Annotated in this window: 17 protein-coding genes and 1 tRNA gene; 9 read left to right on the top strand and 9 right to left on the bottom strand. The window is 73.3% G+C overall.

The annotated features are described in order from the left end of the window. The first annotated feature begins 135 nt into the window (after positions 1–135). Positions 136–1,599 carry a sugar transferase gene (locus D7223_RS08510; RefSeq protein ID WP_120727122.1) on the top strand — a complete coding sequence of 488 codons (1,464 nt, stop codon included), beginning with the start codon at positions 136–138 and terminating at the stop codon, positions 1,597–1,599. A 61-nt stretch (positions 1,600–1,660) separates the two neighbouring features. On the opposite strand, the gene D7223_RS08505 is transcribed toward D7223_RS08510, so the two are convergent. Further along, a complete protein-coding gene (locus tag D7223_RS08505; RefSeq protein ID WP_120727119.1) occupies positions 1,661–2,743 on the bottom strand; it encodes an LCP family protein in 1,083 nt (360 codons plus the stop codon). Positions 2,744–2,981: 238 nt separating this feature from the next. Between D7223_RS08505 and D7223_RS08500 the strand changes: the two genes are divergently transcribed. The 4 genes from D7223_RS08500 (at position 2,982) to D7223_RS08490 (ending at position 6,129) form a co-directional block, all read left to right on the top strand. Further along, positions 2,982–3,815, top strand: coding sequence for an O-methyltransferase (locus D7223_RS08500; RefSeq protein ID WP_120726772.1), 834 nt, complete (start codon positions 2,982–2,984; stop codon positions 3,813–3,815). 56 nt (positions 3,816–3,871) lie between these two features. Continuing rightward, positions 3,872–4,690 carry an MOSC domain-containing protein gene (locus tag D7223_RS08495; protein WP_120726770.1) on the top strand — a complete coding sequence of 273 codons (819 nt, stop codon included), beginning with the start codon at positions 3,872–3,874 and terminating at the stop codon, positions 4,688–4,690. A gap of 80 nt (positions 4,691–4,770) precedes the next feature. Continuing rightward, the gene (locus D7223_RS32445) at positions 4,771–5,085 is read left to right on the top strand and encodes a hypothetical protein (RefSeq protein WP_147252596.1); all 315 of its coding nucleotides are present in this window, start codon (positions 4,771–4,773) and stop codon (positions 5,083–5,085) included. A gap of 54 nt (positions 5,086–5,139) precedes the next feature. Further along, complete coding sequence (locus tag D7223_RS08490; RefSeq protein ID WP_238161715.1) at positions 5,140–6,129, top strand: expansin EXLX1 family cellulose-binding protein; 990 nt, start codon at positions 5,140–5,142, stop codon at positions 6,127–6,129. Positions 6,130–6,311: 182 nt separating this feature from the next. On the opposite strand, the gene D7223_RS08485 is transcribed toward D7223_RS08490, so the two are convergent. From D7223_RS08485 to bcp, 4 genes are all read right to left on the bottom strand, one after another. Next, positions 6,312–6,839, bottom strand: coding sequence for a GNAT family N-acetyltransferase (locus D7223_RS08485; protein WP_120727115.1), 528 nt, complete (start codon positions 6,837–6,839; stop codon positions 6,312–6,314). Positions 6,840–6,917: 78 nt separating this feature from the next. Next, positions 6,918–7,000, bottom strand: a tRNA-Leu gene (locus D7223_RS08480). Further along, the gene (locus D7223_RS08475; RefSeq protein ID WP_202864604.1) at positions 6,986–7,885 is read right to left on the bottom strand and encodes an HNH endonuclease; all 900 of its coding nucleotides are present in this window, start codon (positions 7,883–7,885) and stop codon (positions 6,986–6,988) included. Before D7223_RS08475 ends, D7223_RS08480 begins: the two co-directional genes overlap by 15 nt. 31 nt (positions 7,886–7,916) lie before the next feature. After that, positions 7,917–8,393 (bottom strand): thioredoxin-dependent thiol peroxidase, encoded by a 477-nt coding sequence (gene bcp / locus D7223_RS08470; protein WP_120726768.1) that lies wholly within the window; start codon positions 8,391–8,393, stop codon positions 7,917–7,919. A 160-nt stretch (positions 8,394–8,553) separates the two neighbouring features. Here bcp and D7223_RS08465 point away from each other — a divergent pair, with 160 nt between their 5' ends. The 4 genes from D7223_RS08465 to D7223_RS08450 are packed head-to-tail and all read left to right on the top strand — an operon-like array spanning position 8,554 to position 11,197. After that, positions 8,554–9,270: an energy-coupling factor ABC transporter permease gene (locus tag D7223_RS08465; RefSeq protein WP_120726766.1), complete on the top strand. Its 717-nt coding sequence runs from the start codon at positions 8,554–8,556 to the stop codon at positions 9,268–9,270. Continuing rightward, the gene (locus tag D7223_RS08460; RefSeq protein ID WP_120726764.1) at positions 9,267–9,665 is read left to right on the top strand and encodes a PDGLE domain-containing protein; all 399 of its coding nucleotides are present in this window, start codon (positions 9,267–9,269) and stop codon (positions 9,663–9,665) included. The genes D7223_RS08465 and D7223_RS08460 overlap by 4 nt, the downstream gene beginning before the upstream one ends. 12 nt (positions 9,666–9,677) lie before the next feature. After that, positions 9,678–10,448, top strand: coding sequence for a cobalt ECF transporter T component CbiQ (cbiQ, locus tag D7223_RS08455; protein ID WP_120726762.1), 771 nt, complete (start codon positions 9,678–9,680; stop codon positions 10,446–10,448). Further along, the gene (locus tag D7223_RS08450; RefSeq protein WP_120726760.1) at positions 10,445–11,197 is read left to right on the top strand and encodes an energy-coupling factor ABC transporter ATP-binding protein; all 753 of its coding nucleotides are present in this window, start codon (positions 10,445–10,447) and stop codon (positions 11,195–11,197) included. The genes cbiQ and D7223_RS08450 overlap by 4 nt, the downstream gene beginning before the upstream one ends. On the opposite strand, the gene D7223_RS08445 is transcribed toward D7223_RS08450, so the two are convergent. The 4 genes from D7223_RS08445 to D7223_RS08430 are packed head-to-tail and all read right to left on the bottom strand — an operon-like array spanning position 11,184 to position 14,127. Further along, complete coding sequence (locus tag D7223_RS08445) at positions 11,184–12,275, bottom strand: hypothetical protein (RefSeq protein ID WP_120726758.1); 1,092 nt, start codon at positions 12,273–12,275, stop codon at positions 11,184–11,186. The genes D7223_RS08450 and D7223_RS08445 overlap by 14 nt on opposite strands. Continuing rightward, positions 12,275–12,988 (bottom strand): DsbA family protein, encoded by a 714-nt coding sequence (locus D7223_RS08440; protein WP_120726756.1) that lies wholly within the window; start codon positions 12,986–12,988, stop codon positions 12,275–12,277. The genes D7223_RS08445 and D7223_RS08440 overlap by 1 nt, the downstream gene beginning before the upstream one ends. Next, a complete protein-coding gene (locus D7223_RS08435) occupies positions 12,981–13,505 on the bottom strand; it encodes a MauE/DoxX family redox-associated membrane protein (RefSeq protein ID WP_120726754.1) in 525 nt (174 codons plus the stop codon). Before D7223_RS08435 ends, D7223_RS08440 begins: the two co-directional genes overlap by 8 nt. 31 nt (positions 13,506–13,536) lie before the next feature. Then, complete coding sequence (locus D7223_RS08430; RefSeq protein ID WP_120726752.1) at positions 13,537–14,127, bottom strand: sigma-70 family RNA polymerase sigma factor; 591 nt, start codon at positions 14,125–14,127, stop codon at positions 13,537–13,539. Positions 14,128–14,166: the final 39 nt, after the last annotated feature.

The raw sequence follows: 14,166 nt of genomic DNA, 5'->3' as shown, positions 1-14,166 counted from the left end.
GTCGCGATCTCCGCCGGGGGCACGTGAGAAAGGAAGGTCGTGTCCGCGCACACGCAGTTTCTCTCCGCGGTGGTGCCGCAGCAGTCACCGCGGTTCGACCCCGATCTCGGGGTCATCACCCCACCGTCCAACGGCATGGCCCGGACGGTGTTCGCCCGGCCGGTCACGCCCCGCGCCCGGTGGCGGCGACGCTACCTGGCCTGCCTGCTGGTCATCGACTTCATCACCGCCCTGGTCGCCTCGATCACCGTGGCCACCGTGGTGGACAAGGCCGACGCGGGCTTCTGGGACCAGCGGGTCCTCGGCGGCGCGGTCAGCGCCTTCGCCCTGGTGGTCAACGTCGTCGTGCCGCTGTTGTGGATGACGATGCTCGCCGCCGCGGGTGCGTACGACCGACGGGCCCTCGGCCGCGGCACCGAGGAACTCAAGCGGGTGGCGCGGGCGAACGTCGCGATGGCCGCGTCGGTGTCCTTCCTCGCCCTCGGGCTCAAGAAGGACCTGTCCCGTACGACGGTCGCCGCCATCATCATCACCCTGTTGGTCTACACGCTGGTCGTCCGGGCCGCGGCCCGGGTGGTGCTGCGGCGGATCCGGCGGGTCACGCACAAGGCGTCGCAGAAGGTGATGCTCGTCGGCCGGCTCTCCGACGCACTGGCCCTGCACGACGTGATGACCCGTAACCCGGGCGCCGGTCTGCACCCGATCGCGATCCACCTGCCCCAGAGTCCCCGGCCGGGCGAGCGGGTCGTCGCGCCGGTGCCGGTCTACGTCGGATGGGACCTGGTGCCCCTGGTGCGGCAGCTGGGGGCCGACACCATCGCGGTCTGCGGGCCGGCCAGCCTGGAGTCGTACGAGTTGCGCCGGCTGGCCTGGCAGATGGAGGGAACCGGCCTCGACCTGGTGGTCGTACCGCAGGTCACCGACGTCACCGGGCCCCGTATCCACGTCCGTCCGATCGAGGGGCTGCCGCTGCTCAACGTCGAGGAGCCGACCATCTCCGGCTTCTCGCTGCTGGCCAAGATGATCCTCGACAAGGCGGCCGCACTGTTCGGTCTGGTGCTGCTGAGCCCGCTGCTGGTGGGTATCGCGTTGGCGATCAAGCTGACCGACCGGGGGCCGGTGATGTTCCGGCAGGTCCGCGTCGGTCACCAGGGCCAGGCCTTCAAGGTCTGGAAGTTCCGCACCATGTACACCGACGCCGAGCAGCGTCTGGAGGCCCTGCGGGAGCGGAACGAAAGCGACGGTCTGCTCTTCAAGATCAAGGACGATCCCCGGGTGACGCCCATCGGCCGGCACCTGCGCGCGCTCTCCCTGGACGAGCTTCCGCAGCTGGTCAACGTGCTCATGGGCCAGATGTCGCTGGTCGGTCCGCGTCCACTGCCCACCGAGGACGACGACTACCGCGGTGACGTCCGGCGTCGGCTGCTGGTGCGACCCGGCATCACCGGCCTGTGGCAGATCTCCGGCCGTTCCGACCTGACCTGGGAGGACGCCGTCCGGCTGGACCTGCACTACGTGGACAACTGGTCCCTGGTCTACGACTTCGCCATCCTCTGGCGGACGGTCAGCGTGGTGCTCGCCCGGCGCGGCGCCTACTGACCGGCCGTGCCCCGGGCGCCCGACTCACGCCGGGTGCCCGGGGCACGGAGAGCGACGGGGTTCACGAGCCGGAGCGGGCCTCACGTGCCACCCGGACGATCTCGTCCACCGCGTCGCGGCGCACCGCGTCGTAGAAGGTCCGAGCCTTCTCGGTGTTCGCGAACACCACGCTCTCGTTGCCCACCCGCCCGGTGCCCTTCGTCGGGCTGGTCAGGAACGTCAGGTTGCTGCCCCGCAGGTTGCGCAGGTCCGACGCCAGGCCCAACAGCGACATCTTCTCGTCCACCGACACCGCGTTGGACGTGGCCTTGACGAAGGAGTTCAGGCGCGTCGGGCTCGTGACGATGCCACCCGAGACCGCCCTGTCGAGGATCGCCTTGATGACCTGCTGCTGGTGCCGGATGCGGGCGAAGTCGCCGTCGGCGAACTGCTTGCGCTGACGGGAGTAGTCCAGAGCCGCCTCACCGTCCATCCGCTGCGTCCCCTGCTGGAACGTGCGGAACGGCGGATGGATCGAGGTGAACGTCTTCTCTGACTTGATGTCGACCCCACCCAGGGCGTCGATGATCTCCTTGAAACCGGCGAAGTCGACGATCATCACGTGGTCGATCCGGACCTTGGTGAACGACTCGACCGTCTGCACCATCAGGGGAACGCCGCCCCAGGAGTACGCCGCGTTGATCTTCGCGTCCCGGCCGCCGTTCCGGCCGTCCTTCGACTTCGGCACGTTGACCCAGGTGTCGCGGGGGATCGAGACGAGCTGCGCGCTCGACCGGTCCTTCGGAATGTGCGCCAGGATGATCGTGTCCGTACGCGAACCGCCGGTGCCCTCCGGGTCACGGGAGTCGCTGCCCAGGATCAGCATGTTCATCGCGCCACCCGGCACCGCCTGCGGACGTCCCTCCTCCGGGACGTCGGCGAAGGCGTCCACCCGGTCGATGTCCGACTCCACGGACCGCAGGTAGAGGGCGCCGCCGATCATCGCACTGCCGCCGAGGATGGCCGCGGCCACCAGGCAGATGACGAGGATCCGACGCCACCGCGGACCACGTCGCCGCTTCCCGGCCGGGGGCGCGGTCGTGGCGTCGTCGTGTGGATCCACGACGACGGTGTCGGCATCGATGTACCGTTGAGCACCAGACATGCCGGGCATGCTACTGATCGCGCGTTACCGCTGTGTACCCTCGTCCTTTCGGCCACCGACGCCCCGACCGACCGGCGTGGCGGAACGTACCGGTGGGCCGGCCGGTCTACCGGTAGCGCCGGCCCGGCGCTCATCCCCAACCCCTATCCTGTCGCCTCCCCGCCGACGGACGGCCCGGACGACGCCGTGGTTTGTCGGTGACCTCTCGCTGTCCCCGGAAGCCTGGTACAACGCTTCCGTGGATCGAATCAAGCTCCGGCGGGCGATCGCGCGCACCCCGCTCGCTCCGGTCGCCGCCTTCCCCAAGAGGCTCCGCACGATCGCCCGGTACGACGCCAAGGTGCTGCGCAGCTCCGTGCGGTGGCTGGTGAAGTCCCGCGAGCATCACAACTACACGTACGACCTCACCCCGCTGAGCCGCAACCACCTCGCCTGGTTCGTCAGCGTCATCTGCGACATCCCGGTCAAGCAGGTGCGGGCCTACCTCGACGAGATCGAGTCCGACGACACCCTGCGCCAGCACCTGCTGGCGGCGATCGCCGAGTCCGACCGGCGACGCCTCGCCGACAAGGAGATCCGCTACGCCCGGCGGATCGGCTGGTACGCGATCGTCCGCGCGGCCCGCCCGAAGCACGTGGTCGAGACCGGCGTCGACAAGGGACTCGGCAGCGTCGTCCTGGCCGCCGCCCTGCTGCGCAACGCCGCCGAGGGACACCCCGGGCGGGTGACCTCGCTGGACATCAATCCGGAGGCCGGCTACCTGGCCCGGGTCGCGCCCTGGTCGGAGGTGGTCGACCTGGTGATCGGCGACTCGCTCGCCTCGATCGCCGCGCTGGACCGCCCGGTCGACCTCTTCCTGCACGACAGCGACCACCGCACCGCCCACGAACGGCGCGAGTTCGACGCCGTCGAGCCGAAGCTCGCGCCGGGCGCCATCCTGCTCACCGACAACGTCACCATCACCAACGTGCTCGCCCAGCACGCCGAGAGCACCGGCCGGCGGTTCCTCGCCTTCCGGGAGACCCCGGCCAACCACTGGTACCCCGGCGACGGCATCGGCGTGGCCTGGTAGACCGGCCCCGCCGAGCGGGGCGGCGGGAACGGCCCCCGGCATGGCATGGTGGGTCGGTGCGGCTGAGCGCGATCCACACGTACCCGGTCAAGGGTTGTCACCGGCTCGACCACGACGACGCGAGCGTCGAACCGTGGGGCCTGGCCGGCGACCGGCGCTGGATGGTGGTCGACGCCGACGGCGTCGGCGTCACCCAGCGGGAGGTCACCGACCTGGTCCGGCTGCGGGCGGTCCCGCGCGACGGCGGCCTGACCCTGCGCGCTGCCGGCCACACCGACCTGGACGTGGCCGCGCCGACCGGCGGTGAATCCCTGCCCGTGCGGACGTTCAGCAACCGCAAGCTGCCGGTGCCCGCGCTGCCGGCCGGGCCGGCCGCCGACGACTGGCTCGGTCGGCTCCTCGGACGCCCGGTGCGGCTGGTCCACCTCGCCCGCCCGACCCGACACATCCCCGCCGACGACCGCGAGCACGACACCGGCGACCAGGTCAGCTTCGCCGACGCCTACCCGCTGCTCCTGGCCAACACGGCCTCCCTCGACGCGCTGAACGGCTGGCTCGCCGACGCCGGGGAGCCGCCGGTGCCGATGACCCGGTTCCGCCCCAACCTGGTCGTGCGGGGCGCGCCGGCATGGGCCGAGGACGACTGGGTGGGCCGCACGCTGCGCGTCGGCGGCGTCCGCTTCCGCGCCGCCGGGCCGTGCGACCGCTGCGTGGTCACCACCACCGACCAGGAGACCGGCGTACGCGGGAAGGAACCACTGCGGACGCTCGCCCGCCACCGCAACGTGGCGCAGAAGCTCCTCTTCGGACTCCACCTGGTGCCCGTTGACACCGGTCAGGTGGCCGTCGGCGACGAGGTGAGCGTCCCGTCCTGAGGCCCGGTGAGCCCCTTGTGCCCACCGGCGGACGCGACCGATGATGGCCGCGGCGGCAGGGCCGGACGAAGGAGCCTGACATGCAGGTGATCCACCAACCCCGGGTGGCCTGGGACGCGGCCCGCACCCTGGTCGCGGCGATGCCCGACGACGACCTCTTCGGCTGGCTCGCCGGCGAGGTCGGCGATCTGCTCGGGCCCGACCACGAACGGGACCTGCGGGACAGCCGAGACCGGCTATGCGCCGTCGGGGACGCGCTGGTCCCGGTCGAGGTCGGGCGGTGGCGGGTACGCCTGGAGGACACGCTGCGCAGCCGGCCGGCCGCCGCCGAGCCGCTGCACGCACTGGTCGGGGTCGCCACCCGGCTCCTGCGCGCCCGGCAGGTCTCGCCTTAGCTTTCGCTTAGCGGGCTTGCCGGTCCACCGGTGGCTCAGGCAGCATCGGCGGACGTGACCGACGGCACCGCTCCCACGAACGGCTCCGGCCGCCGTACCGGCCGCTGGCTCGCCGCCGGGGGCCTGACCGCCCTCGCCGCCGTCGTCGGCCTGACCCTCGCCCTGCGCTCCGGTGCCGCCCCCGCCTGCGCCGCGCCGCCGCTCGCCGGCCCGCCCGCCGCCGTACCGGCCGCCGGGTTGGCCGCTCCGCCCCCCGCCGGGGTCACCAGGCAGGGGAAGGCCACCTTCTACGACTCGAAGGGCGCCGGCGGCAACTGTTCGCTACCGGCCGCGCCCGCCGACCGGCTCTACGTCGCGCTCGGCCCCAGCGAGTACGCGGCCGCCGCCGCCTGTGGCGGCCACCTGGACGTGACCGGCCCGAGGGGCACCGTCCGGGTACTGGTCATGGACCAGTGTCCCGAGTGCCCGCCCGGCCACCTCGACCTGTCCCGAGAGGCCTTCGCCCGGATCGCCGACCCGGTCAAGGGCGTCGTCCCGGTCAGCTACCGCGCGGTGCCGGACCCGAAACTGTCCGGCCCGCTCACCTTCCGGGTCAAGGAGGGCTCCTCCCGCTGGTGGCTCGCCGTCCAGGTGGCCCGGCACGGCAACCCGCTGCGCTCGGTCGAGGTGCGGCAGAGCGGATCCTCGACCTGGCGGTCCGCTGCCCGGCAGGACTACAACTACTGGCTGGTCGCCGACGGCGTCGGCACCGGCCCGTACGCCGTCCGGGTCACCGACACCCGCGGCCACCGGGTCACCGCCGGCGGGGTGCGACTGGCCCCGGGCGAGGTGCAGCGCAGCGACGTCCGGATGTACGGCGGTGGCACCAACGCCACTCGCCCACGGCCCACCGCCACCCGCCCGACGCCCGCCGCCTCGTCGGCGCGGCCGAGTCCCCGGCCGAGTGGGTCGCCGCGCGGGAGCGTCGCGGCGACACCGGCCGCTCCGTCCGCCGGTGACGTCCCGGTGGCGTTGGACGCGGCGCCGGAGCGACCGAGCTGCTGACCACGGCCCGTTCCGGTGCCCGTGACCGTCGTCGTCGTGTCCGTGCCGTCGTCGGTCTTGGTCGCCATGATCGTGCTCGATCCCCGAAGTAGTGGCGTCGCCCGCCGGTCGAGGCCACTACTTCCACGATGTCGCGCGGGTCTTCGGCCGGCCGCCGCGGGTCTTCGGCCGATCGCGGCCGGTCAGTTGGCCGGGGTCAGGTCCCGCCACATCAGGATCTCGTCGCGGTCGTCGCCGGGTGCCACCCGCAGCGCCCCGGGCAGCCGCCCGACCTCCCGGTAACCGAGGCGGCGATAGAAGCCGTCCAGGCCCAGGCCGTCCCGCACGGTCACGTGCAGCGCCCGGTGCCCCAGCGCGCGGCCGAGGTGTTCGGCCTCCCGCATGAGCGCCAGCCCGTACCCGTGTCCCTGCGTCTCCGGGTGGATCATCACCCGCTTCAGCACGCACCAGTGCGCCTTCAGGTCGAACCGGTTGTCGCAGAAGATCAGCGCGGCGACGAGGCGATCGCCCGCGTACCCGAGCAGGAGCCGGTCCGGCCCGTCGGTGACGCCGGCGAAGGTGGGATCGGCGAGCCGGCGGACGTCGTCGGTGCTCACCGGGGCGACGAAGCCGACCGCGCCGCCGGCGTTGGTGACGTCGACCCACAGCGCGACGACGCGTTCACGCAGGTCCGGGGTCAGCTCGGGGTCGAGGACGAAGCGCAGGCTCACACCGGCCATCCTGGCCGGCCGGAGGCCTTCGCGGCTTCCGATCGTGATCCGCATGACAGTTCCCCGATGCGCAACCGGTGCGGGAGGGGGGATTCGAACCCCCACGTCTTTTCAGACAATAGGACCTAAACCTACCGCGGCTGCCGTTACGCCACTCCCGCCGACCCGCTGAGTCTAGAGCGTCGATCGGCGATTGTGGCGAGCCCGGCTTCCCGAAGGATCAACTGGACGGTCCGGTGGCTGATCGGGGGCTCACCGTCAGGCGGTTCCGTCAGCATCTCGGCGATCCTGCGTGCTCCGAGATCGGGCTGCGCGAGCGCCAGCCGCAGAACGGCATCCCGGTAGCGCCGGCGAACCGGACGGTCGTGTCGCCGGGGCGCGGCGGCGATGGTGCCGGTGGCCTTCAGGCGACGGCTCAAGGTGCGGATGTGGTCCCGTGTGCACCCGAGCCGACGTGCCGCGGCGACCGCCGTCAACTCTCCCGCGTCGACCCGGCGGAGCAGGGCCACTGTCTCCTCCGGGGACGCCGGGAGGGTCGATCGCTGGTCCGCGGGGTCGGCCCCCGCCGGGCGGAGTGCGACGCCCCGATTCCGGCCGGCGAAGGTGCTCGTCTGGCTGTGGCAGTTGGGGCAGAGCAGCCGGAGGTTGGGCGGGCGGTTGTCCAGGAAGTCGCCGTTGACGTGATCGACGTGCAGTACGAGTGGCCTGCCCAGCCAGAGGGGACCGACGCCACAGCGCTCGCACGCCTCGGGAATGCCGATGAAGGCAAGCGCGCGTTGGAGCCGGGCTCCCGGAACCCGGCGTGCCTCTGGTGGCAGTTTGACCAGGACCTGGGACGAACTGCGGCGCCGTCCCGGGCGCCCCCGGTTGTGGGCTTGGCCGGTGAAGTGGGAGGTGTCGACGCCGAAGCGTTTGAGCTGTCGGCTGATGTGCGCGTGCGAACCCCCGCTGATGCGTACGCCCAGCAGGCGCATCACCTCGGTGACGCTGTGCGCGACCGAGGCGGCGTCGGCGAGCGCCTGCGGGGTGTACCGGTACCGGGCCACGCACGGAACGTAGCGGCCCGGTACGACGAGCTCAGTCCAGGCCGAGGTCGCGGCGGAGCTTGGCGACGTGCCCGGTGGCCTTGACGTTGTAGAGGGCCCGTTCGATCTTCCCGTCGGCGTCGATCACGAAGGTCGAGCGGATCACGCCGGTGACGGTCTTGCCGTACATCTGCTTCGCGCCGTACGCGCCGTACGCGGTGAGCACCGCCTTGTCGGTGTCGGACACCAGCGGGAAGGTGATCGCGTCGCGCTCGCGGAACCTGGCGAGCTTCTCCGGCTTGTCCGGCGAGATGCCGACGACCTCGTAGCCGGCGGCCTGGAGGGAGGCGAGCGAGTCGCGGAAGTCGCAGGCCTGCTTGGTGCAGCCGGGGGTCATCGCGGCCGGGTAGGCGTACAGCACGACCCGGCGGCCGCGCAGGTCGGCGAGGGAGAGCGGGTCGCCGGTGTCGGTGGGGAGGGTGAACTCCGGCGCGGGGTCACCGGGGGCGAGGCGGTCGGGCGCGGTCATGGCACGACCCTACCGTCGTCCCGACCGGCGTCGGCGTGGGCGACGCGCCGCCTCAGTGATCAACCACTCGCCTTGTTGCCAAATCTTGGCAACAGTGAACGATGCGAAATAGGCTGACCCGGCCGGCGTGGACGAGCCCCGCCGGCGCGTGGGAGGTCGTGTGGAAACCCTGGCGTTGCACATCTCGAACGGGATCCTCGACGGTCCCGTCGCCGCCCTCTTCGGGGCGATATCGCTCGCCGCGCTGACGTTCTGCGTGCTGCGTGGGCGCCGCGACCTCGACGACCGGCTGGCGCCGATGGCCGGCCTGGTGGCCGCGTTCATCTTCGCCGTCCAGATGATCAACTTTCCGATCTTCACGGCGGCGGTCAGCGGTCACCTGCTCGGCGGCGCGCTCGCCGCGATGCTGGTCGGCCCGTGGGTCGGCGCGCTCTGCGTGGCGGTCGTACTCATCGTGCAGGCGCTGGTCTTCGGTGACGGCGGTGTGGCGATGCTCGGGCCCAACATCTTCAACCTCGCCGTCCTCGGCACCGCCGCCGCGTACCTGCTGATCGCCCTGCTGCTGCGGGTGCTGCCGCGCACCCCGGCCGGGCTGACCGTGACCGCCTTCGTGTCGGCCCTGGTCAGCGTGCTGGTCGCCGCGATGGGCTTCGTCGCGCAGTACCAGCTCGGCGGCACCGCCGACCTGGGCGGCAACCTCGCCGGGCTGGCCGGCACCATGGCCGGCTCCCACCTGCTGATCGGCATCGGCGAAGGGCTGATCACCGCGACCACGGTGGCCGCCGTGGCCAAGGTCCGACCCGATCTCGTGTACGCGCTGCGCGCCCTCAAGCCGGCCGCTCCCGCGCCCGTCCCCGCCGTCGGAGGTGTCCGGTGAAGAAGCGTTCCTGGGGGTTCATCGTCGGCGGGCTGCTGGTCGCCCTGCTGCTCGCCGGGGTGGTGAGCAACTTCGCCTCCGCGCACCCGGACGGGCTGGACTCCTCCCTGCGGGAGGGCTGCACCTTCGACGCCGAGGACAACATCACCGGCGGTAGTTGCCCGGCCCAGCAGGAGAAGGAGCACGAGGTGGGCGGGCCGCTGGCCGACTACGGCATCGCCGGCGTCGACAACGAGTTCCTCTCCACCGGCCTGTCCGGCGTGCTCGGCGTACTCCTGACCTTCGCCGTGGCCGGCGGCGCGTTCTGGCTGGTGCGCCGCCGCCCGGCCGCCGCCGAGGACGCCGAGCCGGCCACCGCGGACCGCGCGGACGCGCCGGCCGGCCAGGCCGGCTGACGGGGTACGACGATGGGTGCCGGGCACGCGCACGTGCTGTACCGGGAGGCCGGCTCGCCCGTGCACCGGCTGCCGCCGGAGGTGAAGATCGCCGCGATGGTGGTCTTCACCCTGGCGGTGGTGGCCACCCCCCGGGAGGCGTTCTGGGCCTTCGGCGGCTACGCGCTGCTGGTCGCGGCGGTCGCCGCGCTGGCCCGGGTGGGGCCGGGCTGGCTGCTCGGCCGGTCGCTGATCGAGCTGCCGTTCGTGCTGTTCGCGTTCGCCCTGCCGTTCCTCGGCGCCGGCGAGCGGGTCGGGTTCCTCGGGCTGCACCTGTCCGTCGAGGGGCTGTACGGCGCGTGGAACATCATCGCCAAGGGCACCCTCGGCGTCCTGGCGTCGTTGCTGCTCGCCGCGACCACCACCACCCGGGACCTGATCGTCGGCCTGGACCGGCTGCACTGCCCGCAGATCCTCACCCAGATCGCCACGTTCATGCTGCGCTACCTGGACGTGCTGATCGGCGAGGCCCGCCGGATGCGGGTGGCCCGGATGTCCCGGGGCGACGATCCCCGCTTCCTGTGGCAGCTGCGTGGCCTGGCCGCCGGCATCGGCGCGCTGTTCCTGCGCGCCTTCGAACGCGGTGAGCGGGTCTACCTGGCGATGCTGTCGCGCGGCTACACCGGGCGGATGCCGGTGGTGTGGCAGGGCGAGGGCGCCGCCACCACCGGGCAGTGGCTCGTCGCGGCCACCGTGCCGGTCCTGGCGGCCACCATCGCCGCCGCCGCCGTCGTGCTGACATGATTCCAGGCGTGCAGCCTCCCTCGCTCGACGTACGTGGCGTCCGGTACGCGTACCCGGACGGGCACGTCGCCCTGCACGGGGTCGACCTGACCGTGCCGCGCGGCGACCGGGTGGCCCTGCTCGGGCCGAACGGCGCCGGGAAGACCACGCTGGTGCTGCACCTCAACGGCATCCTCACCCCCACCGAGGGCACGGTCACCGTCGGCGGTCTGGCGGTGGGCACCGACCGGGCCACCCTCGCCGAGGTACGCCGCCGGGTGGGCATCGTCTTCCAGGACCCGGACGACCAGCTCTTCCTGCCCACCGTCGCGGAGGACGTGGCGTTCGGCCCGGCCAACCTGGGGCTGCGCGGGGCGGAACTGACCGCCCGGGTCGACGAGGCCCTGGCCGCGGTCGGGATGTCCGAGCACCGGGACCGGGCGCCGCACCACCTGTCGTTCGGCCAGCGCCGCCGGGTGGCGGTGGCGACGGTCCTGGCCATGCACCCGGAGATCCTGGTCCTCGACGAACCCTCGTCGAACCTCGACCCGGCGGCCCGCCGGGAGCTGGCCGAGATCCTGCGCGGCCTGCCGGTGACCCTGCTGATGGTCACCCACGACCTGCCGTACGCCCTGGAGCTGTGTGACCGCTCGGTGATCCTCGACGGCGGCCGGATCGTCGCCGACGCCCCGACCAGCGACATCCTGACCGACGAGACTCTCCTGAAGACCCACCGCCTGGAACTCCCGTACGGCTTCACCCCCCGCTGACACCCGTCCCCTGCCGGGCGGCGGGGGCGCGGGAGGCGGTGTGCAGGCGGAGGAAGCCGGCGGACAGCGCGCCGGCGCCGGCGACCAGCACCAGCACCAGCAGGAGGCGGGCGGTGGTGGCCGGCCAGGGGGCGGGGGCCACCGCGCGGGCGAGGACGGCGGCGTTGGCCACCCCGGCGAACAACGCCAGGCAGGCGCCGGCGAGGGCGAGCGCGAAGTCGGCGGCGGGCCGGCGAGCCAGCGCGTAGGCGCCGGCGGCGATCGCGCCGAGCCCGGTCAGCAGCGCCCAGACCTGGCCACCGAGCAGTCCCACGAGCACCCCGCCGACGCCCTGCGCCCCGGCGTCGAGTTCCCGACCCAGGGTGGCCACCACGGCGGCGATACCGCCGGCCACCAGCAGCGCGGCGACGACCCGCAGGGCCCGCGCGCCGGGTACCGACCCGGCGGGCAGCAGCCCGAGCGCGCCGACGGCGAGCAGCCCGAGGGTGGCGGCCACCCACCAGGTGTACGCGTCCGGCGGCGGCACCCAGTCGAGGGTGCCGCGGATCTCCCGCGCCTCGGTGCCGTCGCGCAGCGGCACCACCCAGTCGCGGATCCGGTGCTCCCGGTCCGGTGCGGCCCGCACCCGCGGTGGTGGGGCCGCCTCCCGCCACAGTGCCCGCTGGTCGTGCCAGCGGACGGTCGACGAGCCGTCGACGCGGCGCCAGTCCGGCTCGGCGGCGGGGTTGGCCTCGGCGGGTATCCGGGTGTCCCCGGCGATGGTGCGGTTGAGGTACGTCGCGGGGGAGCGCAGGTTCTCGTACACCCCGTCCGGGCCGACCCGCAGGTACGGCTCGCCGGAGTAGCCGAGCACCTGGACCGTACGGTCGCCGGTGTTGGTCAGCTCCAGCCGGGCGCCCGCCTCCACGGCCCGTACGCTCAGGCCGGGCCGCGCCGGGGTGACCGCGGTGACCTCGGTCCGGTAGTCGGTGCCGTCGGGGGCGTCCGCGCCGTGCGCGGCGGCCGGCGTGGCGGTCCCGAGGGTGGCGGTGAGCACGCCGGCCAGCAGCAGCCCGGCGCGGGTGAGCGGGGAACGCATCAGCCGGCGGCCTCGACGGCCCGGCGGATGCCGTCCGGGGAGCGGTCGGCGACCGGCTCGCCGTTCACCTGGATGGTCGGGGTGCCGGAGATACCGGCCCGGCTGGCCTCGTCGGTGACGTGCGCGGTCCACGACTCGTATGTCCCGTCGCGCACGCAGGAGCCGAAGTCGTCGCGGTCCAGCCCGACGCCCGCCCCGATGTCGATCAGCTGGTCGTCACTGAGGCCGGCGCCGCCCTCGGGTGGCTGCCGCTCGAACAGCGCGTCGGAGAACTCGGCGAACTTCCCGCCCTCGGCGGCGCAGCCGGAGGCGGCCGACGAGCGGGTGGAGTACTCGGTGGTGGAGTAGCGGTTGAGGTAGGCGACCGGGTGGAAGACGACCCGGGCCTTGCCCTGGTCCACCAGCTGGTCGATCGTCTCGCCGCTGACCTGCTGGAACTGCTTGCAGGCCGGGCAGAGGTAGTCCTCGTACAGGTCGATGGTGACCGGCCCGGAGCCGCGCACGATGCCGGTGCCGGCGTCGTTCGCGCCGGGCGGGGCGGTGAACTCGTCGGAGCGCTGGCTGGAGAAGACGCTCCAGCCGATCAGTCCGGCGATCACCAGCACCGCGACGGCGGCCACCGAAACCCAGAGCGTGCGCTTGCGCCGCTGTTCCCGGGCCAGTTGTTCCCGGACCACCCGGGCCGCCTCGTTGCGTCCCTTGCGACTACTCATCCTCGTCCTCCACGGCGGGTTCACCCGTCAGCCAGCCGTCCACCGAGAACGGGGTGCGGGGCCAGATCAGCAGGAATCCGGCCAGCGCCAGGAATCCCAGGTCCCGGAGGATCTCCGGGAGGTAGCTCGGCGCCTGCCCCTCGGCGAGCTGCCCGCCGGTGCCGAAGCAGCCGCAGTCGATGGCCAGGCCGCGCGACCACGCCGAGGCGATGCCCGCGACGAACACCACCAGCAACGCCGCGGAGACCCCGGCGGTCAGTCGGGTGGCCAGCCCGAGGAGCAGGAGTACGCCCAGGGCCAGCTCGACGAAGGGCAGCGCCGCGCCGATCACGGTGGCCAGGTCGTACGGCATCACCTGGTACGCGTTGACGGCGCGACCGGAGGCGGCCAGGTCACCGACCTTGGTCGCGCCGGCGTACAGCCAGACGGCGGCCAGGCCGAGCCGGGCGGCGATGCCGAGCCAGGGGCGCAGGGCGGACCATCGGCTGGCCCGGGCGCTCGGTGTGGTCACGGTCATTTGTCGTCTCGGCCCCGGGGGAAGTTCCCGCTCAGCCGGCGAGCGCGTCGCCGACGGCGTCGACCAGGTCGTTGCGGGCCCGGGCCACCCGGGAGCGGATGGTGCCCACCGGCACCCCCTCCACGGTGGCGGCCTCGGCGTACGACAGGCCGAGCAGTTGGGTGAGCACGAACGCGCCGCGCCGTTCGGCGGGGAGCCGGCGGACCAGGTCGGCGGCGCCGAGCTGTCCGGCCGGGTCGGGGTGCGGCCGGTCGGTCCACGCGTCGGCGGCGAGCCGGGCGTCCAGGCGCCGCCGCCGGACCACCACCCGCAGATGGTCGGCGCAGGCCCGGCGGGCGATGCCGAGCAGCCAGGTGCGGGCCGAGGAGCGGCCCTCGAAGGCGGGCAGTGCCCGGAACGCCCGCAGGTACGTCTCCTGGGTGAGGTCGTCCGCGCTGTCCGGGTCGACCAGGGCGGCGGCGAAGCGCCACACCTCGGCCTGGGTGAGCCGGACGAACGTCGCCTGGGCGACCGGGTCGCCGTCGCGGGCGGCGAGAGCCCACCGGGTCGCCGACTCGCGCGCGCGGTCGGCCGCGACGTCGGCGGGGCCGGCGGCGGCGGTCTCGCGCGGGGCGGGGATCACGAGAGTCCAGGTTACGCGCGGCGCGGTGCGGCGGGAGGG

Source organism: Micromonospora endolithica, assembly GCF_003626595.1.
Classification (GTDB): domain Bacteria; phylum Actinomycetota; class Actinomycetes; order Mycobacteriales; family Micromonosporaceae; genus Micromonospora; species Micromonospora endolithica.
Note: the sequence above shows the minus strand (reverse complement) of the source record. Positions and strands in the feature narration are given on the sequence as shown.

Coding starts and splice junctions, on each gene's coding strand:
- D7223_RS08510 (WP_120727122.1), top strand. CDS start 136: ATGGCCCGGACGGTGTTCGCCCGGCCGGTCACGCCCCGCGCCCGGTGG.
- D7223_RS08505 (WP_120727119.1), bottom strand. CDS start 2,743: ATGTCTGGTGCTCAACGGTACATCGATGCCGACACCGTCGTCGTGGAT.
- D7223_RS32445 (WP_147252596.1), top strand. CDS start 4,771: ATGCAGGTGATCCACCAACCCCGGGTGGCCTGGGACGCGGCCCGCACC.
- bcp (WP_120726768.1), bottom strand. CDS start 8,393: ATGACCGCGCCCGACCGCCTCGCCCCCGGTGACCCCGCGCCGGAGTTC.
- cbiQ (WP_120726762.1), top strand. CDS start 9,678: ATGGGTGCCGGGCACGCGCACGTGCTGTACCGGGAGGCCGGCTCGCCC.
- D7223_RS08450 (WP_120726760.1), top strand. CDS start 10,445: ATGATTCCAGGCGTGCAGCCTCCCTCGCTCGACGTACGTGGCGTCCGG.
- D7223_RS08445 (WP_120726758.1), bottom strand. CDS start 12,275: ATGCGTTCCCCGCTCACCCGCGCCGGGCTGCTGCTGGCCGGCGTGCTC.
- D7223_RS08440 (WP_120726756.1), bottom strand. CDS start 12,988: ATGAGTAGTCGCAAGGGACGCAACGAGGCGGCCCGGGTGGTCCGGGAA.
- D7223_RS08435 (WP_120726754.1), bottom strand. CDS start 13,505: ATGACCGTGACCACACCGAGCGCCCGGGCCAGCCGATGGTCCGCCCTG.